The organism is Streptomyces sp. NPDC047043 (assembly GCF_040644055.1).
GTDB lineage: Bacteria > Actinomycetota > Actinomycetes > Streptomycetales > Streptomycetaceae > Streptomyces.
Map to the genome: position 1 here is coordinate 50,230 of NZ_JBEYVO010000049.1, position 25,081 is coordinate 75,310.

The following is a 25,081-nucleotide window of genomic DNA, read 5'->3' on the forward strand; positions in this document are numbered from 1 at the left end:
CCCTACTGGCGAGGGCTGACAGTGCGACGGGCCTGTGGACAACGCCTAGCGCGACTCCAGAAAGGTCAGCACGGCCAGCACCCGGCGGTGATCGTCCGTGTCCTCCGTGAGGCTGAGTTTGCCCAGGATGCTGCGGACGTGTTTCTCGACGGTGCCTTCGGTGACCCACAGGCGGCGGCCGATGCCGGCGTTGGAGCGGCCCTCGGCCATGAGGGCGAGGACCTCGCGCTCCCGGGTGCTGAGGTGGGACAGGGGGTCGTCGCGGCGGTGGGCGGAGAACAGTTCCTGCACCAGGGAGGGGTCGACCACCGAGCCGCCCCGGTGGATGCGCTCCAGGGCCTCGATGAACTCGTCGACGACCGTGACCCGGCTCTTGAGCAGATAGCCGATCTTGCGGCCGCTCGCCAGCAGCTCCAGGGCCTCCTCGACCTCGACGAACGCCGACAGGACGAGGATGCCGGTGTCGGGGTACCGCTCGCGGATCGTGCGGGCCGCCTTGAGGCCCTCGGTGGAGTGCTCCGGCGGCATTCTTATGTCGACGATCGCCAGGTCGGGGCGCTCGGCGCCGACCAGTTCCAGCAGCCCCGCGGCCTCACCCGCCTGCCCCACCACGTCGTATCCGACCCGTTCACACAGGCTGGCCAGCCCCTCCCGGAGCAGCACGTCGTCGTCGGCGAGGACGACCCGTCCCCGCTCGGGCTGCTGCGATGCATCGTCCATGGCCCCGGCTCCCCTTGCCCGACCGATCGGTGCGCGCTCCCACAGCCTGCCCGACCCATCGGGTTACGGCTAGCCGGAAGCGGAATTGGGGGCTTGCCGTGACGACATGAAGACGTTCGCGGGCGATTCTCTTACCAGTGCAGATGCAGGTGGACCGGCCGGTTCGGGCGAGAGACCGAAGCCGGCGGGTCCCGGGTCGAAGGGCTGCGGTACATGCGCCGGACGCGGATCGAGAAGCAGCGGCGGTCGGTCCGTGCCCGCCGGTACACCGACGACACGCACGCGTGGAGCGACGCCCTCGACCCCAGGGACGCCGACATTGTGCGTGCCAAGCGCCTGCGACTTGCACAGGAGGGCGGCACGGGCCGCCCCTAGAGCCGGACGGACGCCTCTCCGTCCGACAGGACCGCCCGGAGCGTACGCGACGTCACCTGTTCAGGACTCCCCCGCCTGGACAAACTCCCCTGCGTGCGCCTCGGGCGGTCACAAACCTTTCGGGGGCCCGCCCAGCGGCAGCCGTACGTGCACGGTCGTGCCCTCTCCCGGCGGGCTGTCGACCTCCAGCTTGCCGCCGATCGCCTCGACCCGGTCGTTGAGCCCGATGAGGCCGGAGCCGCGGCCGGGCTCGGCGCCGCCGACACCGTCGTCCCGGATGGTCAGCTCCAGGACGTCGTCGTGGGTGCGGGCCTCCACCTGTACGACGTCGGCACGCGCGTACTTGGCGGCGTTGGTGAGGCATTCGGAGGCGACGTAGTAGACGGCGACCTCCGTCTGCTCCGCGAGCCGGCCCGGAGGCAGCCGCAGATCCAGCTCCACGGGCAGGGACGACCGGCGGGCGAGCGCCCGCAGCGCGGGTCCCAGGCCGCCCTTGGAGAGGATCGCCGGGTGGATGCCGCGCGCGACCTGCAGCAGATCCTCGAAGGTGTCCTCCAGCCCCTTGGCGATGTGCTCCAGCTGCTCGGAAAGGTCCTCGGGCTGCTCCTCCAGCATGGCCTGGGCCAGCCTGAGGTCCAGCTGGAGCGAGACGAGCCGCTGCTGGACTCCGTCGTGCAGATCCCGTTCGATGCGGCGCCGTGTGGCGTCGCCCGCGGCCACCACGCGCGCGCGTGACGCGGTGAGCTGGTCCCGGCTGTCGGCGTTGGCGATGGCGGTGGCGATGAGTTCGGTGAAGTCGGCCAGGCGCGACTCGGTCCCCTCCGGCAGCGACTTCAGCGGGGAGGCCGCGACGATGAAGCCCCACAGCCGGTCGTCGACGACGATGGGCGCGGCCACGGCACGGCCGACGCGGGCCCCGCGCCTTGTCCGGGACACCTCGTCGATGGCCTCGCGCGTGATCCTCTCGGCCTCGCCCGGCATCTCGTGCGCGGTCCCGAGGATCCTGCGACTGCCGTCGGCCTCGTGGCGGAGGACGGCCGCGCTCGTGTTCAGCAGGGCCCCCACTTCCCGCGCCACCTTGGTGAACACGTCGTGGGGCGGGGCACCGCGAGCCACCAGGGTGGCGACGCGGCGCAGCGCGGCCTGTTCGCGCGCGGCACGCCGGCTCTCGGTGACGTCGCGGGCGGCGGCGTAGATGAGCCCCTCCTCGGGGACGGGCCGGGCGCTCCACTGGAGCCAGCGCTCGGTGCCGTCGGCGCGCAGATAGCGGTTCTCGAACTGGGCCAACTCGACGCCCTCGGCCAGCCGGGAGAGGGCCGCGCGCGTGCTGTCCCGGTCCTGCTCGTGGACGAACTCGATGAACGGCCGGGACAGAAGCGTTTCGCCCGCGTACCCGAGGGTCCGTTCGAAGGCCGGGTTGACGCGCTTGAAGTAGCCGTCGAGTCCGCTGATGCACAGCAGGTCGAGGGAGAGGTCGAAGACGCTCTCCAGCTCCCGCTCGGCCTTCCTGCGCCGCCCGTGCGCCGCCGCGAAGGACGCCATGGTGCCGTTCATCCCCCGCAGAAGCTGGGCCCAGGTGCCGCTGAACGAGGCGACGTCGGCCCGGTGTTCGAGCCGGTTGTCGTCGACCGCCGTGTTCATGGCGCGGATCTCGGCGGCGAGCCGCTCGGTGGTCACGTGGAGCTCGCGGAAGGTGTCGGCGACGACACCGAGCTCGTCACGCCCCGCGTACTGGATGTCGTACGAGAAATCGCCGGACGACAGGGCCCGGGCACTGTCGGAGACCTCGCTGAGGGGACGGGTGATCGAGCGGCGCAGGGCGAGGGCGAGGACGGTGACGACGACCAGTACGGCCAGGGAGGCGGCGAGATCGCGCTCCGCGCGCGCGTAGGCGCTGTCCCGGTCGTGGCCGGCCGCGTCGGCGAGGTCGCGTGCGGTCTGGTCCTGGATGCCGCGCAGCGAGTCGATGCGGGCCTTGGAGTCGGCCAGCCAACGGTCGTACGTGGGCCACGCGGCGCCCTCGGTGCCGGGCGATCGCTCCAGCAGGGCACGGACCTGGCGGACGGCCCGGCCGGGGGCCTGGAACTGTGTGGTGTTCAGCTGGGCCCGCAGCGCGCCGGAGGTGTTCTGCCGGAACTCCCTGAGCTGGGCCTCTTCCAGGGCGGCCCAGCGCCCGGCGGCGGTGGGCCACTTGGCCGGGGGCTTGTCGAGCAGTACGGCCAGCTCCACGCGCTCCCGTTCGGCGGCCTCGATGGCCGCCAGTATCGCGATGTGGGCGTCGGCCGCGCGGCCCGAGGCGCGGGTGGGGCGCCCCGATTCGAGACCGGCGACGGTGTCGAGCAGGGTGTCCTCGATGCCCTGGTAGAGCTGTGTCACCGCCGGGATGGCGAGCGAGCCGGTGTCCGTCTCGACGCGCACCTCGCGCAGCCGGCGCCGCACGGAGTCGAGCCGGCCGGCGACGTCGGTGCCGGACCAGGACGTGGCCTGTTCGGCGGCCCGCCGCAGTGCGCGGCCGGTGAGCGCCTCGGCCTTCGACCGCTCGGCCAGGGTCACCGGGCCGGGACGCAGCCGCGACCGTACGGCGGCGATGCGCTCCCGTGCGACGGCGTCGGAGACATCGGTGGTCGCGAACGAGACCCGGGTCGCGGTGTGGAAGTCGCGCAGGGTCCGGGCCTCCCGCCACTCGGCCGCACCGCTGAAGGCGGTGAAGACCAGCAGGCCGGTGACCGGCAGCAGCACGAGGAGCATCAGCTTGCGGCCGACGCTCAGCCGGGCCAGGAGCGGGGCACGTCTCGTGGCCCCGGCGGGTCCGGGTCTTCTCACGAGCGGGCGGCGCATGACCGTTCCTCAGAGTCCGGCCGACGGGTGCACCTCGAGCGCTCCGTCGGCCTTGCGGTGCGTGTGGAGATCGCGCGGCTTCGGCAACCGGGCTTGCACAGTCTCTTCAGGATGCCGGTCGGCTCGGTGGCCGTCCACGTTCCTGCGGGCCGTGGCGGGAGACCGGGTGCGCGGCTCATGGTCCGCTCTGCGGGTACCCGTCGTGCGCGGCGAGGTCCTTGTCGATGGCCTCGACCGCCTGGTCCAGCGTCTTCTTCACCGGGGACTTGGTGATGATCTTCGCGAAGGCGCGTGCGAAGGCACCGGTGATCGCCGGGTATGCGGGCGTCTGCGGCCGGGGCCGTGCCGTACCGTCCCGCAGCTGCTCGATGAACAGCCGCTCGGCACCGCTCCCGCCGTACTGCGGTGAGAGCTTCACCGCGCTGTTCGTCGCCGGGATCGCGCCGTTGGCCTCGGTCATGCGGTTGACCTGCTCCGGCCGCAGCAGGAACTCGATGAACCGCCAGACTGCATCGCCGTCGGCGGAGCCCGCCGGGATGCCCCACTGCCAGGAACCCATCCCGGTCGCGGAACCCTTGCCGAAGTCCGGCAGCGGCACGAGCGCGACATCGTCGGGGTGTGCCTTGCTGAACTCGGGATATCTCCAGTGGCCCATCCAGGAGATGGGGGTGCGGCCCTTGGTGAACGCCGCGTGGTCCTTGTTCGGGTCGACGAACCCTTCCTTGACCCAGTCCTGAAGGGTGGTGAGCGCCCGCACCGACTCCGGGCCGTTGAGGAAGCCGTCCGCCGTGCGGAACGTCTCGGGGTCGATGAGGTCGCCGCCCGCTGACCACACGGCGGGGGCGAAGGCGTAGGTGTCCCACTCGTCGGGGTGGGACGAGTCGAAGTAGTTGAGGTCGAGCGGCGCCCGGTAGCCCTCCTTGCGGAGCTTGCGCAGGATGCCGGTCAGCTCGCTCGCGGTCCAGGCGTCCTCGGCCCCCTTCGGTATGCGCACACCCGCCTTCTCGAGCACGGATGGCCGTACGTACAGGCCGAGGCCGGAGTCGAAGGTGCCGACGCCCCACAGCCGCCCGGCGTACGTGCCCTGCCGGCGGATCGAGGGGAGCAGATCCTTCCGGACCTTCTCGGGCACGCAGGAGTCGATCGGCCGGAGCTTGCCGGACCAGGCGTAGCTGTAGAGGTACGGGCCGTCGAAGTCGAGCAGGTCCGGCAGTTCGCCGCTGGCCGCCGCGGACAGTACGAGCTCGGTGTAGGGGCGCTGTTCCGGCAGGGTGACCAGCTCGACCCGCACCTGCTTCTGGGCCTTGTTGAACTCCGCGACCTGGCTGCGCAGCGTGCTGAGCTCACCGCTCTGTCCCGCGTGGAACCACACCGTGATGCTCTGGGTGCCCTCGATTCTGCCGTCGCACGTGGTGTCGCCGCGCGCCGGTTTCGCCTTGCCGTCTCCGTCGCCGCCGACACATCCGGCCAGCAGGAGAGCGACTCCCAGTGCCCCCGATCCCGCGGCACGACGCACCCGACGGCTCATGGCGCACATGTGCGGCGTCTTCATCGCGCACCCCCATTCGACCGGACGACACGGCCTCCCCAGGGCGGCATCATGCTACCCCTGGTGACGTGCCGCTGCGCTGCGTGAGTACGAACCGCCGCAACGGCCCGACGCGGGACAGGACTTCAGCACGCTCCGGATATCCGCACGCTCCGCTCGTCGACACTTTCCGGCTAGCTGGAAAGCGCAATCCCGCACGGGTTGGCACGCTGTCAGCATGTCCATGCGCTGTCTTCTCGTCGATGACAGCGTCCGGTTCCTGGAGGCCGCGCGCACCCTGCTGGAGCGGGACGGAGTGGTTGTGGTCGGTGTCGCCACGACGGGTGCGGAGGCGCTCGAACGGGCTGCGGAGCTGGCCCCGGACGTCGCCCTGGTGGACCTCGACCTGGACGGCGAGAGCGGACTCGACCTGGCCCGGCTGCTGGCGGAACGGGTACCGGCGGTGATCATCGTCTCGACCCACTCCAAGGAGGACTTCCAGGAGCTCGTCGCGGCCAGCCCCGCGCGCGGTTTCGTGCCCAAGTCCACGCTGTCCGCACGGGCCATTCGCGACGTACTGGGCAACGAGGGGACCACCGCGCCGACTTGAGCCCACCGGCCGCGTCTCGGCCAGGAGTACGCCGCTGTTGGGCATCAGGTGTTGTCGGGACTTGGTCAACACGCTTCAATGCGGGGGAACTCGGGGCCGTGAACGACGGCGTACGGATGTGAAGACGCCCCGACGCCGACGGGGTGGCCCCGACAGACAGCGTGAACCCGGCCCGACCAGCCGTAGCGAGCATTCACAGAAAGGCCCCTGCATGCCGCACGCCACACAGCCCGCGGACCTCGCCGCCGTCGCCACCGCGGAACTGGACTCGGCCCTGCGGGGCGGCCCCTTCCACGTCGCGCTGCGCGCCGCGATCGCCGCCCGCGGGCTGCCGCTGCAGCGCGTGCAGCACCATCTGTCGCGCTACGGGGTCAAGGTCGGCGTCACCAGCCTGAGTTACTGGCAGCAGGGCGCCCGCCGCCCGCAGCGGCCCGAGTCCCTGCGGGCCGTACGGGCGCTGGAGGAGATCCTCCAGCTGCCGGAGGAGTCCCTGATCCGGCTGCTCGCCGAGACCGACGAACGCACCGCCGCGCAACGCCCCGCGGGCCGCTCCTACCGCTCCCTCGTGGCGGCCTCCGACGTCCTGGAACAGCTGCTGGCCGAGCTGGGCTCGCCCCTGGACGGCGGGATGCACACCCTCGGGCACCACGAACGGGTACGGATCGGGCCGCGCCGCGAACTGGCGGGGCGCGAGTCGCACCACATAGTGCGTGCCCACAAGGACGGCGTCGATCGCTTCGTGGCGGTCTACCACGGCGACCCGGGGTGCGCGCCGGAGCGCATGCGGGTGCACGCACTGGAGAACTGCCGCGCGGGACGCGTGCGCGTGCACCACGACACCGGTGTCCTCGTCGCCGAGTTCCTCTTCGACACCCGTCTGCGGGCGGGGGACACCTTCCTCTTCCGCTACGGCGTCGAGGACGGCACGGCCGGGGTGTCCCGCGAGTACGTCCGCGGGTTCGGGCCGGCCGGCGGCCAGTACGCACTCCAGGTCCACTTCGACGAACAGGCCCTGCCGACGCGCTGCCACCGCTTCGCCCAGCACTCACCGGCGGCCCCCCGCAGCGGCCGCCAGGAACTCCCCCTCAGCGGCCGCCACCGCTCCGTCCACCTCGTGGAGCCCCGGGTGCGGACGGGGATCGTGGGGATCGGGTGGGACTGGGAGTGAGGCGGGATTGAGCGGGCGGGTCGAGCAGCGCTCCAAGTGAGGGCTCCCCCGTGGGTGGCCGTCTGCCGCACTGACGTAAACGCTTGCGCAAACGTTTACGTCTGCCGTCGAATGGGATAGCGTCCCGGCCGGAAGGACCCGCGCCGCCGTCGGCGAGAGGGCGCGGCTCGGGAAGGAGAACGCGATGGCCACCATGGCCGACGTCGCTCGGAGCGCCGGGGTGTCCGTGGCGACCGTCTCGCACGTCCTGAACGGCACCCGGCCCGTCCTCCCCCACACCCGCCAGGCGGTCCTGGACGCCATCGACCGGCTCGGCTACACCCCGAACACCCTGGCCCGCTCCCTGGTGACCTCGCGCACCCGCTCCATCGGCCTCGCGGTGTCGGCGATCAGCAACCCGTACTTCACGGAGATCCTCCAGGGCGTCGAGGCCGGCGCTCTGGAACACGGCTACAGCCTGCTCATCGCCGATCCGCACGACGACCCGGAGCACGAGCGCAGGGTCGTCCAACTGCTGCACGAACGCCGAGTCGACGGCATGATCGTCGCCCCTTCCGCGAACCCCCGCGAACTCGTCGCCTACCTCGGCCGTCATGACGTACCGACCGTCTTCCTCGACCGGCTCGTCGACACCTGCGCCGAGGGTGCACCGCGCTACGACCAGGTCTGTGCCGAGAGCGCCGAACCGACCGCCGACCTGGTCACCCATCTCGCCGACCTCGGCCACCGCCGGATCGCCCTGGTCGCCGGTCTGCCCGGCCTCAGCACCACTCGCGAACGCATCGCCGGGTACCGCCGGGGTCTGGCCGCCTCCGGACTCACCTACGACGAACACCTCGTGGTGCACGGCGACTCCGAGTCCGCCGGTGCCGAGCGGGTCACCGCCGCCCTTCTCTCCCTCGCCGATCCGCCCACCGCGCTCGTGACCGCCAACAACGCGATGACCATCGGCGCCCTGCGGGCCCTGCGCGACCGCGGTCTGGCCGTGCCCGACGACATCGCCCTGTGCTGCTTCGACGACTTCGCCTGGGCGGATCTGTTCTCACCCCGGCTCACCGCGGTCGCCCAGCCCAGCAAGGAGATCGGCACCCAGGCGGTCCGGGTCCTCCTGGAGCGCCTCGCCGCCCCGGACCTCCCCACCCGCACCCTGCGGCTCCCCTGCGTCTTCGTCCACCGCACCTCGTGCGGCTGCCCGGAGGGGTCGGCACGGCCCGAACACCCTGAACGGCCCGCGCAGTTCGAGAAAGGAACCATCTCGTGATCGTCGTCGCCGGTGAGGCTCTGATCGATCTGGTACCGCAGGGCACGGGTGCCCTCGCGGGCCTGAAGCCGGCGCTCGGCGGCGGCCCCTACAACACGGCCGTGGCCCTCGGCCGCCTGGGCTCCCCCACGGCCTTCTGCTCCCGGACGTCGTACGACGCCTTCGGCGAAGCCCTGCTCGACGGTCTTCGGGAAGCGGGCGTGGACGTCTCGGCCGTGCAGCGCGGCGCCGAGCCGACCACGCTCGCGGTCGCCACGATCGACGGGAGCGGCTCGGCCGCCTACTCCTTCTACGTCGACGGCACCGCCGACCGGTTGTTCGCGGCTCCGGAGGCCCTGCCCGCCGAGACCCGTGCCGTTTCCTTCGGTACCTGCTCGCTGGTCCTGGAACCCGGCGCGACCGCCTACGAGTCTGTGATGCGGACGGCAGCCGCACAGGGTGTCTTCACCGCGCTCGACCCCAACATCCGGGCGGGGCTGATTCCCGATGCGGACGCCTACCGGGCCCGCTTCAAGAGCTGGCTGCCCTCGGTGTCGCTGCTCAAGCTCTCCGAGGAGGACGCCCACTGGCTGGGCGGCACCCCGCACGAGTGGCTGGCGGCCGGGCCGGCGGCGGTCGTGATCACTCATGGCGGTGACGGGCTCACCGCCTTCACCCGGGACGGAGCCGTGTACCCCGTGCCGGGCGAGAAGGTCGCCGTCGTCGACACGATCGGCGCCGGTGACACGGTGAACGCGGCTCTTCTTCATGGTCTGGCCGCCCAGGACGCCCTGTCCGCCGAGGCGCTCCTGGAACTGGGCGCCGACGGCTGGACGAGGCTGCTGCGACTTGCGGCGCGGGCAGCCGCGATCACATGTTCCCGAGCGGGCGCGGAGCCGCCGTACGCCTCCGAACTCGGGGACTGGTAAGGGGCGTTCGGCTTTCCTTCGCTCTTGCCGCTGATTCCACTGTTCAGGAGTCAAGGTTCGTCGCAGCCGCAGGGATCGGGCGGCTGATCTTGCAACGAGCGGCGCCCCGCGGGGAGTTCCCGCGGGGCGCCGCTCTTTTCCGGATTTGTCGAGGCTCGCTCCTCGCGCGCCTCAGGCCTTTCGGGCCCGCGTCGTCTTCTTCGCGGGTGCCGCCTTCTTCGTGGCCCCGGCCGCCTTCTTGGTGGCCGTGTTGTTGGCGGTCCTGGCCGTCGTCGTCTTCTTCGCCGTCGACTTGGCCGCGACCGTCTTCTTGGCCGCTGTCCTGCGCGGGGCCTGCACCGAGGACGCGTCGCTGATCCGGTCGGCGCCGAGGATCTCCCGCAGGAACTTGCCGGTGTGGCTGGCCGGGATCCCGGCGACCTCCTCGGGCGTGCCCTCGGCGACGACGAGTCCGCCGCCGGCGCCGCCCTCGGGGCCCATGTCGACGACCCAGTCGGCGGTCTTGACGACGTCGAGGTTGTGCTCGATGACGATGACCGTGTTGCCCTTGTCGACCAGGCCGGACAGGACCTTCAGCAGCTTGCTGATGTCCTCGAAGTGCAGACCGGTGGTCGGCTCGTCCAGGACGTAGACCGTACGGCCGGTGGAGCGCTTCTGCAGCTCGCTGGCGAGCTTCACGCGCTGCGCCTCACCACCGGACAGGGTGGTCGCGGACTGGCCGAGGCGGACGTAGCCGAGACCGACGTCGTTCAGCGTCTTGAGGTGACGGTTGATCGCCGGGACGGCCTCGAAGAAGTTCATCGCCTCTTCGATGGGCATGTTCAGGACCTCGGCGATGGACTTGCCCTTGTAGTGGACCTCCAGGGTCTCCCGGTTGTACCGGGCGCCGTGGCAGACCTCGCACGGGACGTACACGTCCGGGAGGAAGTTCATCTCGATCTTGATCGTGCCGTCGCCGGCGCAGTTCTCGCAGCGGCCGCCCTTGACGTTGAAGGAGAAGCGGCCGGGCTGGTAACCGCGGACCTTCGCCTCGGTGGTCTCGGCGAACAACTTGCGGACGTGGTCGAAGACGCCGGTGTACGTCGCCGGGTTGGACCGCGGGGTGCGGCCGATGGGCGACTGGTCGACGTGCACGACCTTGTCGACGAGGTCGTCGCCGTCCACGCGTGTGTGCCGTCCCGGTACGCTCCTCGCGCCGTTGAGCTCGCGGGCCAGGTGCGTGTACAGGATGTCGTTGACCAGCGTCGACTTGCCGGAGCCGGACACGCCGGTGACCGCGGTGAACACGCCGAGCGGGAACGAGACGTCGATGTCCTGGAGGTTGTTCTCGCGGGCGCCGTGCACGGTGAGCCGGCGGGTCGGGTCCTGAGGGCGCCGGATGTCGGGCAGCGGGATCGACTTCTTGCCGGACAGGTACTGGCCGGTCTGCGACTCGGCGTTGCCGAGCAGCTCCTTCAGGGAGCCGCTGTGCACGACCTTGCCGCCGTGCTCGCCCGCGCCGGGACCGATGTCGACGATCCAGTCGGCGACCTTGATGGTGTCCTCGTCGTGCTCGACGACGATGAGCGTGTTGCCCATGTCGCGCAGCCGGACCAGGGTCTCGATCAGCCGGTGGTTGTCGCGCTGGTGCAGGCCGATGGACGGCTCGTCCAGGACGTACAGGACACCGACGAGTCCGGAGCCGATCTGGGTGGCCAGGCGGATGCGCTGGGCCTCACCGCCGGACAGAGTGCCGGCCGCGCGGTTCAGCGAGAGGTAGTCCAGGCCGACGTCGACCAGGAAGCGCAGCCGTTCGTTGACCTCCTTCAGGACCCGCTCGGCGATCTTCTTGTCGCGGGCGTTGAGCTTCAGCTCGCCCAGGAAGTCCGCGCAGTCGCTGATGGACATGCCGGAGACCTCGGCGATCGACTTCCCCATGATCGTGACCGCGAGGACGATCGGCTTCAGGCGCGTTCCCTCACAGGTGGGACAGGGCACCTCGCGCATGTAGCCCTCGAAGCGCTCACGGCTGGCGTCGCTCTCGGCCTCGCTGTGGCGGCGCTTCACGAAGGGGACGGCGCCTTCGAAGGGCGTGGTGTACACGCGCTCGCGGCCGTACCGGTTGCGGTAACGGACCTCGATCTGGGTCTTGTGGCCGTACAGCAGGGCCTTCTTTGCGCGCTGAGGCAGGCCCGCGAAGGGGATGTCCGTACGGAATCCCAGCGCGTCCGCGAGGGCGCCGATCAGGCGGCCGAAGTAGTCCTTGGTGTGCCCGTGCGACCAGGGGTGGATGGCGCCCTCGTCGAGGGACTTGTCCTCGTCCGGGACGATCAGCTCGGGGTCGACCTCCATGCGCGTACCGATGCCGGTGCAGTCCGGGCAGGCGCCGAAGGGCGAGTTGAAGGAGAAGGAGCGGGGCTCGAGCTCCTCGAAGGACAGGTCGTCGTACGCGCAGTACAGGTGCTCCGAGAACATGCGCTCGCGCTCGGGGTCGTCCTCGGGGAGGTCGACGAAGTCGAGCACGACCATGCCGCCGGAAAGGCCGAGTGCGGTCTCCACGGAGTCGGTGAGGCGGCGCTTGGCGGAGTCCTTCACGGTGAGGCGGTCCACGACCACCTCGATGGTGTGCTTCTCCTGCTTCTTCAGCGTGGGCGGGTTGGACAGCTGGATCGTCTCGCCGTCCACACGCGCGCGTGAGTAGCCCTTGGTCTGGAGATCGGCGAAGAGGTCGACGAACTCGCCCTTGCGCTCGCGCACCAGCGGCGACAGCACCTGGAAGCGGCTCCCCTCCGGCAGCTCCAGGACCTTGTCGACGATGGCCTGCGGCGACTGGCGCGCGATGGGGCGGCCGCACTCGGGGCAGTGCGGCTTGCCGATGCGCGCGAAGAGCAGGCGCAGGTAGTCGTAGACCTCGGTGATGGTGCCGACCGTCGAGCGCGGGTTGCGCGAGGTCGACTTCTGGTCGATGGAGACGGCCGGGGACAGACCCTCGATGAAGTCGACGTCCGGCTTGTCCATCTGACCGAGGAACTGGCGGGCGTACGAGGAGAGCGACTCCACGTAGCGCCGCTGCCCCTCGGCGAAGATGGTGTCGAAGGCCAGCGAGGACTTACCCGACCCCGACAGGCCCGTGAAGACGATGAGCGAGTCGCGCGGCAGGTCGAGCGAGACATTCCTGAGGTTGTGCTCGCGCGCGCCACGGACGATGAGACGGTCGGCCACGCCGGTCCGCACCTTTCTTGAGAGAAGTGACAGGGGCGAGGCCCCCGTGCTTTCTCAGACTAGGGGGAGCCACTGACAACGCCGGTCGGATTCCCGGGTTGCATAACAATCCCCGGCCCTCCAGCATGCCCGACGCCACGACCGACCATATAGCACGCGCATTCGATTTACGGCACTGCTTCACCACCTTCACCCAAAGGTGTGGCGGGGCTAGGGTCAGCACCATGATTGATCACGGTCATGACCTGGCGTCTGTACGTGACGCGACCGACCGGCTGCTCACCGCAGCCGCCAAACTGGACAACGCTTCGGTCGCCGAGCCGTCACGGCTCCCCGGCTGGACCCGCGGCCACGTCCTCGCCCACCTCGCCCGCAACGCGGAGGCTCTGGTGAACGTCCTCGAAGGACGCCCCATGTACGTCTCCGGGGAGGCGCGCGACAGCGACATCGAGCGGGATGCCCCGCGCTCCCTCGACGTCCAGCTCGCCGACGTGCGCGACAGCGCCGCCCGCTTCCAGGCGACCGGGACCGCACCGGCGGACTGGTCGCGCACCGTGGAGCTGCGCAACGGGGTCACCGACTCGGCATCGAGGGTGCCGTTCCGACGGTGGGCCGAGGTGGAGCTGCATCATGTGGACCTCGGCATCGGATACGAGCTGGAGGACCTGCCGGCGGAGTTCACGGAGCGGGAGATCGACTTCCTCGCCGCCCGCTTCTCGGGGCACCCCGACGTGCCTCCGACACGCCTGACGGACGGCACGCGCGCGTGGCGGACGGGCCGGGAGGCGACAGAGCCGGAGATCGCCGTCACGGGCTCGGCGCCGGAACTGCTCGGCTGGCTCGCCGGGCGCCGGGACGGGTCCGGGCTGAGCGTGGCCGGCGGCTCGCTGCCTGCGCTTCCCCCGTTGTGACCGCACGGCCTGTAGCGGGGACCGGGGCGCACTCCCCCGCTATAGGCTGACCGCCATGACGTACAGCGGACAGGTGACGGTCGGCGGCCCGGCGGACGTGCACGAGCTCAAGGACCTCATGATCACCAAGATCGCGGTCGGCCCGATGGACAACAACGCCTATCTGCTGCGCTGCCGGGCCACGGACGAGCAGTTGCTGATCGACGCGGCGAACGACGCGGACACCCTGCTCGGCATGATCGGTGACGACGGCATCGCGTCCGTCGTCACCACGCATCAGCACGGCGACCACTGGCAGGCGCTCGCCCAGGTGGTCACGGCCACCGGCGCCCGCACCTACGCGGGCCGGGAGGACGCCACCGGCATTCCCGTGCCGACGGATGTCCTCGTCGACGACGGCGACACCGTCCGGGTGGGGCGCGTGGAGCTGACCGCGCGCCATCTGGTCGGGCACACGCCGGGCTCGATCGCCCTCGTCTACGACGACCCGCACGGGCATCCCCATGTGTTCACGGGGGACTGCCTCTTCCCCGGGGGCGTCGGCAACACCCGTAAGGATCCGAAGGCGTTCGCCAGTCTGATCCACGACGTCGAGACGAAGATCTTCGACGTGCTCCCGGACGAGACCTGGGTCTACCCGGGACACGGCAACGACACGACCCTGGGCGCGGAACGGCCGCAGCTGCCGGAGTGGCACGCGCGCGGGTGGTGAGGGGCGGGCGGGTCGCACGATCTGCCGCCCCTGCAGAAGCGTCACACCCCGTACGTCCCGTCCGGCCCAACTCCCGCACGCAGACGCCGACTTCGCGCACGCACCCCGTGTGAAGCATTCACACGCGCCGGTGCCATGCGCGCGCTCCCGGCGCACGTTGTTGCGCAGTCAACTGGAGGCAGCCCCGCACAGGATGACGGCTCCTGCGCGGTACGGGCCGCCGGTCTTTCGATCCCCGCCCTCGACCGGCGGCCCCGGCGTGAAACGAGGCGTCCGGGGGAAGTGTTCACAGGACTGCAACACTCGTTCCCACTATGCGGACAATTGCGGTCGTGACCTCGACAAACAGGACGCGGGACTGCCAATCTCCCGCCATGCACCTCGCCCCTCGCGCACTGCGCCGCGCCGTCGCCGCGGCAACCATAGCCCTGCTCGCCACCGCGGTCGGCTGCGCTCCGCAGCCCGAGGAGAAGGCGAGCGACAACGCCTCGGGGTCGACCGGTTCCACCTGCGCCAAGGGCAAGTTGGCCACCAAGACCTCCGGCAAGCTCACCGTCGCCACCGACGAGCCCGCGTACGAACCGTGGTTCAAGGACGACAAGCCCGCCAACGGCAAGGGCTTCGAGTCGGCAGTCGCCTACGCCGTGGCGAAGCAGCTCGGCTACGACAAGAGCGCCGTCGTCTGGCAGAGCGTGCCGTTCAACAAGGCCTTCGCGCCCGGTGTGAAGACCTTCGACTTCGACATCAACCAGGTGTCGATCAGCGCCGAGCGCAAGAAGGCCGTGGACTTCTCGTCCGGCTACTACGACGTGCGCCAGGCCGTCATCGCGCTGAAGGACTCGAAGGCCGCGAAGGCGACCGGCATCGCTGACCTGAAGAACCTCAAGCTGGGCGCCCAGGTCGGCACCACCAGCCTCGACTACATCACCGACGTGGTGAAGCCGAAGCAGGAGGCCGCCGTCTACGCCAAGAACGACCAGGCCAAGTCGGCGCTGAAGAACGGCCAGGTGGACGCCATCGTCGTCGACCTGCCGACCGCCTTCTACATCACCGCGGCCGAGGTGACGAACGCCGAGATCGTCGGACAGTTCGAGAACCAGGGCGGTACGCCGGAGCAGTTCGGGCTGGTGCTCGACAAGGGCAGCGCGCTCACCTCCTGCGTGACGGACGCCGTCGACGCCCTGCGCAAGGACGGCACCCTGTCGAAGATCGAGAAGCAGTGGCTCTCCGACGCCGTCGACGCCCCGGTGCTCAAGTGACGGTCACCAAGGAGGAGTCCGGCCAGGACGGCGCGGACGACAAGGGAGACATGACCGGCGGGGGCGACGGCTACGTCCCGTCGCAGCGGCGGATCGAGCGCGAGGCCTTCAAGCGCGCCCGTGCCCGCCGCGCGACGGCGATCGCCGCGCTCTCGACCCTCGTCACGGGCGTCGTCCTCTACCTGATCGTCGTCAACGCGCCGGGCTGGCCGCGCACCAAGGAGACGTTCTTCAACGGGCAGTACGCGCGCGAGGCGCTCCCGAAGGTCCTCGAAGGACTGTGGCTGAACGTACGGCTCCTGCTGATCTGCGGTGTCGCCGTCCTGGTCCTCGGCATGCTGATCGCCATCGCGCGCACCTTGCGCGGCCCGGTGTTCTTCCCCCTCAGGGCGCTGGCCGCCGCGTACACCGACTTCTTCCGCGGACTGCCGCTGATCATCAACTTGATGATCGTGGTCCTCGGCGTCCCGGCGCTGCGCCTGCAGGGCGTCACCGTCGACCCGGTCCTCCTCGGCGGTACGGCCCTCACGCTGACGTACTCGGCGTACGTGGCCGAGGTGTTCCGCGCCGGCATCGAGTCCGTCCACCCCTCGCAGCGCGCCGCGGCCCGCTCGCTCGGCCTCACCAACCGGCAGGCGCTCAGGTACGTGGTGCTGCCTCAGGCCGTACGGCGCCAGGTGCCGCCCCTCCTCAACGACTTGGTGTCGCTGCAGAAGGACACCGGCCTGGTGTCGATCGGCGGTGCGATCGACGCCGTCCGGGCCGCGGACATCATCGTGGGCCGCAGCCTCAACTACACGCCGTACATCGTCGCGGGCCTGGTCTTCGTGGCGCTGACCATCCCGATGACCCGCTTCACTGACTGGGTGACGGCCCGGATGGACCGTCGGCGGGCCCAGGGAGGATCGATATGAGCGACGCGCCCGTGCTGCGTATGGAGTCCGTGCGCAAGACCTTCGGCGGCTCCGTCGTCCTGCGGGACGTCGACCTGAAGGTCGCGCCGCACACGGTGACCGCGCTGATCGGCGCGTCGGGTTCCGGCAAGTCGACGCTGCTGCGGTGCGCGAACCTCCTGGAGGAGATCGACGACGGCGCGATCTGGCTGGACGGCGAGGAGATCACCGATCCGCGCGCCGACCAGGACGCGGTACGGCGCCGTATCGGCGTGGTCTTCCAGGCGTACAACCTGTTCCCGCACATGACCGTCCTGGACAACATCACGCTCGCCCCGCGGCGCGTGCACGGATTGGCCCGTGCGGAGGCCGAGGAGCGTGCCAGGGAGCTCCTGGAGCGGCTCGGACTCGGCGGGAAGGCGGGCGAGTACCCGGACCGGCTGAGCGGCGGTCAGCAGCAGCGTGTGGCGATCGTGCGCGCTCTGGCCGTACGCCCCCGGCTGCTGCTGCTCGACGAGATCACCGCGGCGCTCGATCCGGAACTCGTCGGCGAGGTCCTCACCGTCGTCCGCGACCTCAAGGGCGACGGCATGACGATGGTGCTGGCCACGCATGAGATGGGCTTCGCCCGGGATGTCGCCGACCAGGTTTGTTTTCTGGACGGAGGCGTGGTCCTGGAGCGCGGAACCGCGGAGCAGGTCTTCGGCGACCCGCAGCAGGAGCGCACACAGCGCTTCCTGCGACGGATCGTGGAGGCGGGACGGCTGTAATAGTCGCGCGCCTGGTCATCGGGGCTTACCCACCGCCCCGTCCGCCGTCTCTACGCGTCGGCCCGAGCCGCCCCCGCGAGCGCCGCGACCCGCTCCACGCCGAACACGTACCCCTGCACACCGCACCCCGCGATGACCCCGTCGGCACGCAACGAGACGTACGAGTGGTGCCGGAAGGACTCGCGCTGGTGGATGTTGGAGATGTGGACCTCCAACACGGGCAGTCCGTCACAGGTGTTGAGCGCATCCAGAATCGCGACTGAGGTGTGCGAGTAGGCGCCGGGGTTGATCACGATCCCGCAGTGGTTCAGCCGTGCCTCGTGGATCCAGTCGACCAACTCGCCCTCGTGGTTGGACTGGCGGAAGTCCACCGTGCCCCCGTGCGCGGCCGCCGCCTTGGCGCACAGCGCCTCGACGTCGGCCAGCGTGTCCTTGCCGTAGATCTCCGGCTGACGCTGGCCGAGGAGGTTCAGGTTGGGGCCGTTGAGGATCATGATCGGGGCGTTGGCCAGGGTGCGGGGCACGGTTCCTCCGGTCCGTTCGGGTGGCGCGATCCGTACAGGACCGCTGTTCAGACCCGGTTTATCACGGTGCGCCGAGAGCGCGACGGCCCGTACCCTCCCGGCATGACGACGATCTCGTACCCGCCCAAGCCGTCGCCCGGGGACCGTATGGCCGTGATCTCGCCTGCGTCCGGCCTGCCCGGGCTCTTCCCGCGCCCCCACGAACTGGGACTGGAGCGCCTGCGCAAGGAGTTCGGCCTCGAACCGGTCGAGTACCCGACGACCCGCAAGATGGGCGCGACCGCGCAGGAGCGTGCCGACGACATCCACGCCGCGTTCGCCGACCCGGACATCAAGGCCGTCATGGCGTCGATCGGCGGCGACGACCAGATCACCGTCCTGCCGCTGCTGGACCGGGAGTTGATCCAGGCCAACCCGAAGCCGTTCTTCGGGATGAGCGACAACACGAACCTGCTCATGTATCTGCGCAACACGGGAATCGTCGGCTATCACGGCGCGACCGTGATGACCGCGCTGGGCCGGCCGGTCGCCATGGATGAGCTGACCGTCGAGTCGCTGAGGGCGGCGCTGTTCACCTCCGGCGAGTACGAGCTGAAGCCCGCCGAGCGCTGGGGCGACGTCAACCGCGACTGGGCCGACCCTGCGACGTTCGACGAGGAGCCGGAGACCAGGCCCGGCAGCGGATGGACCTGGGTGAATCCCGGCCGTGTGGTCGAAGGCCGCAGTTGGGGCGGCAATCTGGAGATCGTCGGCTGGCTCCTGATGGCCGACCGCGAGATCGCGCACGACCTCTCGGAGTACGACGGCGGAGTGCTGTTCCTGGAGACCTCGGAGGAACTGCCGAGCGCCGCCGAGGTCTTCCGCACCCTGCGCAACATGGGCGAGCGCGGGCTCCTGCAGCGCTTCTCCGCGCTGCTGATGGCCCGCGCCAAGACCTGGTCGTTCGAGAGCCCCAACAGCCCGGAGGCAGCGGCGCGTTACGCCGCCGAACAGCGCGAGGCCGTGGTGCGGGCCATGCAGATGTATGCCCCCGACACCCCGATCGTCTTCGACGTGGACTTCGGCCACACCGATCCACAACTCGTCATCCCCTACGGCGGCATCGTCCGCGTCGACGGGCCCGCCCGGCGCATCACCGTCACGTACTGACGAGACCCAGCCGCGCCCACGCGCCCCCGTAACCCGCGGTCACCGTGGGTAGTTGACGCGGCATGCACGACGTACGCACCGTAAGGGCACCCTCCATGCTGCGGCTCGCGGCCGCCTCGCTCGCCGGGACGGCCATCGAGTTCTACGACTTCTTCGTCTACGGGACCGCGGCGGCACTGGTCCTGGGGCCGCTGTTCTTCCCGACGTTCTCGCCGGTGGCGGGGACGTTGGCCGCCTTCGCGACGTTCGGCGTGGGGTTCGTGGCGCGACCGCTGGGTTCGGTGCTGTTCGGGCACATCGGGGACCGGCGCGGGCGCCGGCCGGTCCTGGTCGGCTCGTTGCTGCTGACCGGCGCCTCGACGATCGCGGTCGGCTGTGTGCCGACGTACGACTCGATCGGTGTGGTCGCCCCCGTGCTGCTCCTGGTCCTGCGCTTTCTCCAAGGGCTGGGGCTCGGCGGGGAGTGGGGCGGGGCCGTGCTGCTGACCGCGGAGCACGCGCCCGCCGAGCGGCGTGCACTGTGGTCGAGCTTCCCGCAGGTCGGGCCCGCACTGGGGTTCCTGCTCGCCAACGGTGTGGTGCTGGCGCTGTCGGCGACACTCTCCGACGCGCAGTTCACGCAATGGGGTTGGCGGGTGCCGTTCTGGGTGGCGGGGGGACTGGCCGCGGTCGGGTTGTGGCTGCGCTCGTCGCTCGCGGAGAGCCCCAGCTTCCTCGAAATCGACGACCACGCGCGCGTGCCGCTCGCCGAGGTCGCACGCGACCACTGGCGCCTCGTCCTGCTGACGGCGGGCGCCCTCTCCATCGGGTACGCGATCTTCTACGCCGTGACCACCTGGTCCCTCGCGTACGCGACGGAGCGGCTGGGGGTGAGCCGTACCGTCATGCTGACCTGCATCATGGCCGCCGTGGCGGTGAAGGGCTCGCTGACGCCGTTGGCCGCGCTGCTCGGGGACCGTTATGGGCGACGGCCGATGTGCCTGGCCGGGTGCACTGCCGCGGTCGTGTGGATGCTTCCAACAGTGGCGCTCCTCGCGACCGGCCGGCCGCTGCTGATGTTCGTGGGCTTCCTGGGCGCACTGCTCGCGTTCGTCACGATGTTCGGGGTGATCGCCGCCTATCTGCCCGAGTTGTACGAGCCTCGGGTGCGCTGCACGGGCGCGGCGGTCGGCTACAACCTCGGCGGGGTCCTCGGGGGTGCGCTCACGCCGATCGCGGCGACGGCCCTTGCCGAGCACGGAGGCCGGGTGCCGTGGGGGGTGGGCGCCTATCTGACCGGGATCGCGCTGCTGAGCCTCGGGTGCTTCGCGATGCTGCCCGAGACCCGGCCGGTGACGGTGGTCGTCGCGCAGCCGGTCATGGATTGATCGCCAGCTCCAAGTAGGCCGCGAACAGCACCAGATGGACCCCTCCCTGCAGCGGCGTGGCCCGGCCCGGCACCACGGTCAGGGAGGCCACCACCACGGTCAGCGCGAGCAGCACCATGTGCACCGATCCGAGACCGAGGACGAGCGGGCCGGAGAGCCAGATCGAGGCCAGGGCGACCGCGGGGATGGTCAGGCCGATGCTGGCCATGGCGGAGCCGAGGGCGAGGTTCAGGCTGGTCTGCACCCGGTCCCGGCGGGCGGAGCGCAACGCGGCGATGGTCTCCGGGAGCAGCACCAGCAGGGCGATGATCACGCCGACGACGGCGTGGTGCAGCCCGGCGGCCTCCACGCCGGACTCGATCGTGGGGGACACGCCCTTCGCCAGCCCGACCACGCCGACGAGGGCGAGCAGGAGCAGGCCCAGGCTGATCCTGGCGGTGCGGGCGGTCGGCGCATCCGCGTGGTCGTCCGAGGCGATGACCTCGCCCTGGCGGGTGATGGGCAGGAAGTAGTCGCGGTGCCGCACGGTCTGGGTCGCGACGAACAGGCCGTAGAGGATCAGCGAGGAGATCGCGGCGAACGTGAGCTGCACGCCGGAGAACTCCGGGCCCGGCTTGCTCGTCGTGAACGTCGGCAGCACCAGGCTGAGCGTGGCCAGGGTGGCGACCGTCGCGAGGGCGGCGCCGGTGCCCTCGGGGTTGAAGACCGCGAGGCCGTGGCGCAGGGAGGCGACGAGGAGACAGAGGCCGACGATGCCGTTGCAGGTGATCATCACGGCCGCGAAGACGGTGTCCCGGGCCAGGGTGGAGCTCTTGTCCCCGCCGTCTGCCATCAGCGTGACGATCAGGGCGACTTCGATGATCGTGACGGCGACGGCGAGGACGAGGGAGCCGAAGGGCTCGCCGACGCGGTGGGCGACGACCTCGGCATGATGGACGGCGGACAGAACGGCCCCCGCGAGGACCAGTGTCACCAGCGCGACGACCGCCGCGGGCAGGTCTCGTCCCCAGGTGAAGGCCAGCAGGACGATCGCGAGCACCGGCACGAGGTACGTCCACCGGGTGGTGAGCGACCTGAGCCGAGCGATCATGGAGCGATCCTCGCAGAGGGGTTCGGGCCCCGCACTCCGGCTGCGCGGGGCCCGCGGCGCCTTACTTCAACTCGGTCATCGCCTCTACGTCGCAGTCGACGAAGGAGGGCGGCTTCGTACACAGCGCTGCCATCCGCTCGGCGAACTTCGTCGTCTCGGGGTCGTTGCTGTTGGCCATGGCCTCCTCGTACGAGTTGAACTCGATCACCACGAGGTATCGGTTCGGCTGATTCCTGTCCTTGAGGACGAGACGGTGCGTGGGGCCGCCGCTGCGGCCCGCGAGGCGCTGGTCCGTCTCCTCGGCCAGCTGCCGCATCTCCTCGATGCGATCGGTCTCGAAGTCGATGATCTGCACGAACTTCATCGGTGCGTCCACGGATGCCTCCACCCGGCCGTGGCACTCCCGGGGCGGGAGCGCTCAGCACCCAACGAAGCACCGGGAGCGGGGGGCTGCAATTCATCGTGGGGCACTCCCGGTGCTGGTTGTTCCTACGTCGGTCGCGGTCAGGCCTGGATGCTGTCCTTCGGAGCGCCTTCGCTCCTCGCCTGCGCCGCCTCGGCCTCCGCCTGCTTCTTGGACGCCCTCAGGCTGGTGATGGTGGTGACGATCAGGACCGCACAGATCACGCCGAGGGAGACCGGGATGGAGATCTCCGGGACGTGCACCCCGGACTCGTGCAGTGCGTGCAGCACCAGCTTGACGCCGATGAAGCCCAGGATGATCGACAGGCCGTAGCTGAGGTGGACCAGCTTCTTGAGCAGCCCGCCGATGAGGAAGTACAGCTGGCGAAGACCCATCAGGGCGAAGGCGTTCGCGGTGAACACGATGTACGGGTCCTGGGTCAGGCCGAAGATCGCGGGGATGGAGTCGAGTGCGAACAGGACGTCCGTGGTGCCGATCGCCAGCATCACGACCAGCATCGGGGTCATGACCCGCTTGCCGTTCTGCTGGATCCACAGCTTGGTGCCGTGGTAGCGGTCAGCGACACCGAAGCGGCGCTCGGCGGCCTTGAGCAGCTTGTTCTCCTCGAACTCCTCGTCCTCCTCGTCGGCCCGGGCCTCCTGGATGAGCTTCCAGGCGGTCCAGATCAGGAACGCGCCGAAGAGGTAGAAGACCCACGCGAAGCTGGCGAGGATCGCCGCACCTGCGGCGATGAAGACGGCCCGCAGGACGAGGGCTATGAGGACGCCGACGAGCAGCACCCTCTGCTGGTACTGCGAGGGGACCGCGAACTTCGCCATGATCAGGACGAAGACGAAGAGGTTGTCGACGCTCAGCGACTTCTCGGTGATGAAGCCCGCGAAGAACTCGCCGCCGGCCTGGCCGCCTCCGAAGAGGAGCAGCCCGAGTCCGAAGAGCCCGGCGAGGGCGATCCAGACGGCCGTCCAGATCCCGGCTTCCTTGATCGAGACGTCGTGCGGCTTGCGGCCGATGAAGAAGTCGACCGCGATCAGGGCGGCAAGGCCCACGATGGTCAGGACCCACAGGGTCGGGGAAACATCCACTGCGCCTCCGGCAGTCGTAACGGCAATGACCAGCGTCGTCGCGCTGCCGGAGGTCTCTTCCACCCACGGTGGGCCGACGCCCCGGGATCAGATCCGATCCGTATTGACGGGCACGCCGCAGTCGACAGGGAGTACTCCCCTCCGTGGGAACAACAGTACCCCAACCACCAAGGAACGGTAAAGTGATTGGCAAAGAAAAGGTCAAAAGAGCTGCTCAGAGATGCTTTACCAATGCTTGGTACGGGCTGCCGCCACCTGGTTGAGCACCTGCTGGAGAACCTGGCTGCCGGACGGCACGAGCGACGGCTCGTACGTCCAGGCGTGGCCGACCCACGGATCGGCGAGGTGATCGTCGGGCAGCGGGGTCAGCCGCAGCAGTGAACGCCACAGGGGGTCGAGCAACGGCCCGTACCCGGCGGCCTCCTCACGGTCCGCGACCATCATCAGGTGCACGCCGACAGCCGGGCCCTCGTCCGCGAGGTAGCGCAGCTGGGTCACGGCCCGGTCGTCGAAGCCGTGCGGGAAGTCGTTGACGATCAGCAACTGCTCGGCCGTGTCGAGGCCGGGCGGGAGGGAGTCGGCCGCGCCGCCGCGCACCGCCATCTGCACCAGGTCCACGCGCTGGGTGAGCCGGGTCAGGACATCCGTCACGCCCGCCGCGCCCAGCGCGGGCGGGGTCGCGAGGACGCCGGTCTGCACCAGCGGCGCGAGCGCCTGCACCCCGGAGCCTGCCGGGTCGATGACGTGCACGCTGAACTCGCCCACCGGATAGACCGCGAGCAGCCGGGCCGCGATCGCCACGGCCGTCGCCATCGCGAGCTGACCCAGTTCGTGGGCGTCGGCGAACGACTCGTCGACGGATCCGGTGCGTCCGCTGTCGATCCACAGTCCGCGCTCCAGCGGCAGGCGGACCAGCATCGGGATGCGCAGCAGCTCGCTCTCGGGCAGATAGAGGTCGCCCAGGCGCAGGGCCATCGGGATCTCCATCGGTACCCGGTAGCCGTGCCAGACGGGGTTGTCCCAGCGAGCGTACGCGGGCGGCAGCGCCGGCTCGACGACATCGGCCTCGGCGGCAAGCTGGGCGAGGTCCCGGTCGAGGGCCGCCCTGGCCTGGTCGACAAGCTGTGTGTGCTTGGCGCGGGCCGTCTCGCGCGCGGTGTCGCCCTGCCCGCCGATCCTGCTGCGCGGGTCGGAGAGGACCTGGTCGAGCTCCTTCTCCATGCGCGAGTCGGCGAAGTCGACGGCGCTGCGGTACGCGGCCGTGGTACGGGCCAGGTCTTCGAACATGCCCCAGACCTGGTTGTAGAGCCGCTCCTCCATGGACCAGCCGGTCGCATCACCGGCGACAGGCTGCGCGGGCTGCCCGGGCGGGGCGGGGGGCGCGGTCGGCGGGGGCGGGGGCGGAGCGGCGTTCTGCCGCCTCGGGTGGCTGTAGTCGATCGGGCCGTCGGCGGTGGACGCGGACGGCTGGGTGACGGCGGAGGGGTCCGCGGGCGCGGGACCTGCGGGGTATCCGGGCTGCGGCAGGCCGGTCCCCGGGGTTCCGTACGGGGAGCCGGGCTGCGGGGCCGTGGGCCCGGGGCCGCCGTGCGGCGCGGGGCCGCCCTGGTCGGGGCCGGGCGCCGGTGCGGCCGTCTGGCGGGTACGGTCGCCGTCCGCCGTGCGCTGCGGGGGCGCCGGGACCGAGCGGGACAGGCCCTGGGTCACCGCCTCGTTGATGCTGCCCGCGAGATGGTGGGCCTCGGGCAGGCCCTGGTCGGTGAAGAGTTCGGCGAGACCGCCGGCGTATCCCTGGCCGACGGCGCGCACCTTCCAGGCGTCCTGTCGGCGGTAGAGCTCCAGGGCGACGACGGCCGACTCGGCGTCCAGTCCGGTGATCGTGTAGCTGGCGACCTCGGTTCCGTCGAGGCCGGTGACGGCCACGAAGGGGGCGGCCACGGCGCCGAAGCGCACCGGACCCGTCCCCGTGGGCAGGGCGAGCAGCACGTTGACGCGGTGCACGGCCTCGGGCACGGCATCGAGGTCCACCGCGAGACGGTGGTCGGCGGCCGCCTGCTTGGAGACCTCGAGCCCGGGCAGGCTGGGCGCGCCGGGGTGGGCCACCCATTCGATGCCGCGGGCCCTGCCGTGCTCGTCGCCGAGCGTGGCCGAGGCCACGATCGGCGTGCCGGCCGAGACCCTTATCTCCAGACGGGCCTGGGAGAGCGGGTGGTTCTGCCCCCGCACCAGCTCGGCCGTCATCGCCCTCGTCCCCCTGTGTCGCCGATGTGTCGTGTCGTGTGCGGCCAGGG

Annotated in this window: 21 protein-coding genes; 12 read left to right on the forward strand and 9 right to left on the reverse strand. The window is 70.5% G+C overall.

Annotation, left to right across the window (positions count from 1 at the left end):
• Window positions 1–45: 45 nt before the first annotated feature.
• Window positions 46–720 carry a response regulator transcription factor gene (locus tag ABZ880_RS49335; RefSeq protein ID WP_361277625.1) on the reverse strand — a complete coding sequence of 225 codons (675 nt, stop codon included), beginning with the start codon at window positions 718–720 and terminating at the stop codon, window positions 46–48.
• Window positions 721–933: 213 nt separating this feature from the next.
• On the opposite strand from ABZ880_RS49335, the gene ABZ880_RS49340 reads away from it, so the two are divergent.
• Complete coding sequence (locus ABZ880_RS49340; RefSeq protein WP_361277626.1) at window positions 934–1,095, forward strand: hypothetical protein; 162 nt, start codon at window positions 934–936, stop codon at window positions 1,093–1,095.
• Window positions 1,096–1,203: 108 nt separating this feature from the next.
• Here ABZ880_RS49340 and ABZ880_RS49345 read toward each other — a convergent pair whose 3' ends face one another.
• Window positions 1,204–3,933, reverse strand: a complete 2,730-nt coding sequence (locus ABZ880_RS49345) for a PAS domain S-box protein (RefSeq protein ID WP_361277627.1) — start codon at window positions 3,931–3,933, stop codon at window positions 1,204–1,206.
• 175 nt (window positions 3,934–4,108) lie between these two features.
• Complete coding sequence (locus ABZ880_RS49350; protein WP_361277628.1) at window positions 4,109–5,485, reverse strand: sugar ABC transporter substrate-binding protein; 1,377 nt, start codon at window positions 5,483–5,485, stop codon at window positions 4,109–4,111.
• Window positions 5,486–5,699: 214 nt separating this feature from the next.
• Here ABZ880_RS49350 and ABZ880_RS49355 point away from each other — a divergent pair, with 214 nt between their 5' ends.
• The 4 genes from ABZ880_RS49355 to ABZ880_RS49370 all read left to right on the forward strand — a co-directional run bounded on the left by ABZ880_RS49355 (window position 5,700) and on the right by ABZ880_RS49370 (window position 9,408).
• Window positions 5,700–6,071, forward strand: coding sequence for a response regulator (locus ABZ880_RS49355; protein ID WP_361277629.1), 372 nt, complete (start codon window positions 5,700–5,702; stop codon window positions 6,069–6,071).
• A 211-nt stretch (window positions 6,072–6,282) separates the two neighbouring features.
• Window positions 6,283–7,239 carry a hypothetical protein gene (locus ABZ880_RS49360; RefSeq protein WP_361277630.1) on the forward strand — a complete coding sequence of 319 codons (957 nt, stop codon included), beginning with the start codon at window positions 6,283–6,285 and terminating at the stop codon, window positions 7,237–7,239.
• 184 nt (window positions 7,240–7,423) lie between these two features.
• Window positions 7,424–8,500 (forward strand): LacI family DNA-binding transcriptional regulator, encoded by a 1,077-nt coding sequence (locus ABZ880_RS49365; RefSeq protein ID WP_361277631.1) that lies wholly within the window; start codon window positions 7,424–7,426, stop codon window positions 8,498–8,500.
• Entirely contained in the window at window positions 8,497–9,408 is a 912-nt protein-coding gene (locus tag ABZ880_RS49370) for a carbohydrate kinase (protein ID WP_361277632.1), read from the forward strand. The genes ABZ880_RS49365 and ABZ880_RS49370 overlap by 4 nt, the downstream gene beginning before the upstream one ends.
• A 171-nt stretch (window positions 9,409–9,579) precedes the next feature.
• Here the strand turns inward: ABZ880_RS49370 and uvrA are convergent, their stop codons facing one another.
• Complete coding sequence (uvrA, locus tag ABZ880_RS49375) at window positions 9,580–12,609, reverse strand: excinuclease ABC subunit UvrA (RefSeq protein ID WP_361277633.1); 3,030 nt, start codon at window positions 12,607–12,609, stop codon at window positions 9,580–9,582.
• Between the two features lie 224 nt (window positions 12,610–12,833).
• Between uvrA and ABZ880_RS49380 the strand changes: the two genes are divergently transcribed.
• The 5 genes from ABZ880_RS49380 (at window position 12,834) to ABZ880_RS49400 (ending at window position 17,154) form a co-directional block, all read left to right on the forward strand.
• Window positions 12,834–13,520 (forward strand): maleylpyruvate isomerase family mycothiol-dependent enzyme, encoded by a 687-nt coding sequence (locus tag ABZ880_RS49380; protein ID WP_361277634.1) that lies wholly within the window; start codon window positions 12,834–12,836, stop codon window positions 13,518–13,520.
• Between the two features lie 55 nt (window positions 13,521–13,575).
• The gene (locus ABZ880_RS49385) at window positions 13,576–14,232 is read left to right on the forward strand and encodes an MBL fold metallo-hydrolase (RefSeq protein WP_361277635.1); all 657 of its coding nucleotides are present in this window, start codon (window positions 13,576–13,578) and stop codon (window positions 14,230–14,232) included.
• A 374-nt stretch (window positions 14,233–14,606) separates the two neighbouring features.
• The gene (locus ABZ880_RS49390; RefSeq protein WP_361277636.1) at window positions 14,607–15,491 is read left to right on the forward strand and encodes an ABC transporter substrate-binding protein; all 885 of its coding nucleotides are present in this window, start codon (window positions 14,607–14,609) and stop codon (window positions 15,489–15,491) included.
• Window positions 15,488–16,405 carry an amino acid ABC transporter permease gene (locus ABZ880_RS49395; protein WP_361277637.1) on the forward strand — a complete coding sequence of 306 codons (918 nt, stop codon included), beginning with the start codon at window positions 15,488–15,490 and terminating at the stop codon, window positions 16,403–16,405. Before ABZ880_RS49390 ends, ABZ880_RS49395 begins: the two co-directional genes overlap by 4 nt.
• Entirely contained in the window at window positions 16,402–17,154 is a 753-nt protein-coding gene (locus ABZ880_RS49400) for an amino acid ABC transporter ATP-binding protein (protein WP_361277638.1), read from the forward strand. The genes ABZ880_RS49395 and ABZ880_RS49400 overlap by 4 nt, the downstream gene beginning before the upstream one ends.
• Before the next feature lie 50 nt (window positions 17,155–17,204).
• Here ABZ880_RS49400 and aroQ read toward each other — a convergent pair whose 3' ends face one another.
• A complete protein-coding gene (gene aroQ, locus ABZ880_RS49405; protein WP_361277639.1) occupies window positions 17,205–17,678 on the reverse strand; it encodes a type II 3-dehydroquinate dehydratase in 474 nt (157 codons plus the stop codon).
• Window positions 17,679–17,780: 102 nt separating this feature from the next.
• Here aroQ and ABZ880_RS49410 point away from each other — a divergent pair, with 102 nt between their 5' ends.
• Together ABZ880_RS49410 and ABZ880_RS49415 are read left to right on the forward strand one after the other, a co-directional pair.
• Window positions 17,781–18,827, forward strand: coding sequence for a S66 peptidase family protein (locus ABZ880_RS49410; RefSeq protein ID WP_361277640.1), 1,047 nt, complete (start codon window positions 17,781–17,783; stop codon window positions 18,825–18,827).
• 62 nt (window positions 18,828–18,889) lie between these two features.
• The gene (locus ABZ880_RS49415) at window positions 18,890–20,194 is read left to right on the forward strand and encodes an MFS transporter (protein WP_361277641.1); all 1,305 of its coding nucleotides are present in this window, start codon (window positions 18,890–18,892) and stop codon (window positions 20,192–20,194) included.
• On the opposite strand, the gene ABZ880_RS49420 is transcribed toward ABZ880_RS49415, so the two are convergent.
• The 4 genes from ABZ880_RS49420 to ABZ880_RS49435 all read right to left on the reverse strand — a co-directional run bounded on the left by ABZ880_RS49420 (window position 20,184) and on the right by ABZ880_RS49435 (window position 25,031).
• Complete coding sequence (locus tag ABZ880_RS49420; protein WP_361277642.1) at window positions 20,184–21,284, reverse strand: ionic transporter y4hA; 1,101 nt, start codon at window positions 21,282–21,284, stop codon at window positions 20,184–20,186. The two genes, ABZ880_RS49415 and ABZ880_RS49420, sit on opposite strands and share 11 nt — an antisense overlap.
• Window positions 21,285–21,345: 61 nt before the next feature.
• Window positions 21,346–21,648 carry a hypothetical protein gene (locus ABZ880_RS49425; RefSeq protein ID WP_361277652.1) on the reverse strand — a complete coding sequence of 101 codons (303 nt, stop codon included), beginning with the start codon at window positions 21,646–21,648 and terminating at the stop codon, window positions 21,346–21,348.
• Window positions 21,649–21,788: 140 nt separating this feature from the next.
• Window positions 21,789–22,790, reverse strand: coding sequence for a TerC/Alx family metal homeostasis membrane protein (locus ABZ880_RS49430; RefSeq protein ID WP_361277643.1), 1,002 nt, complete (start codon window positions 22,788–22,790; stop codon window positions 21,789–21,791).
• Between the two features lie 225 nt (window positions 22,791–23,015).
• Complete coding sequence (locus ABZ880_RS49435; RefSeq protein WP_361277644.1) at window positions 23,016–25,031, reverse strand: TerD family protein; 2,016 nt, start codon at window positions 25,029–25,031, stop codon at window positions 23,016–23,018.
• Window positions 25,032–25,081: the final 50 nt, after the last annotated feature.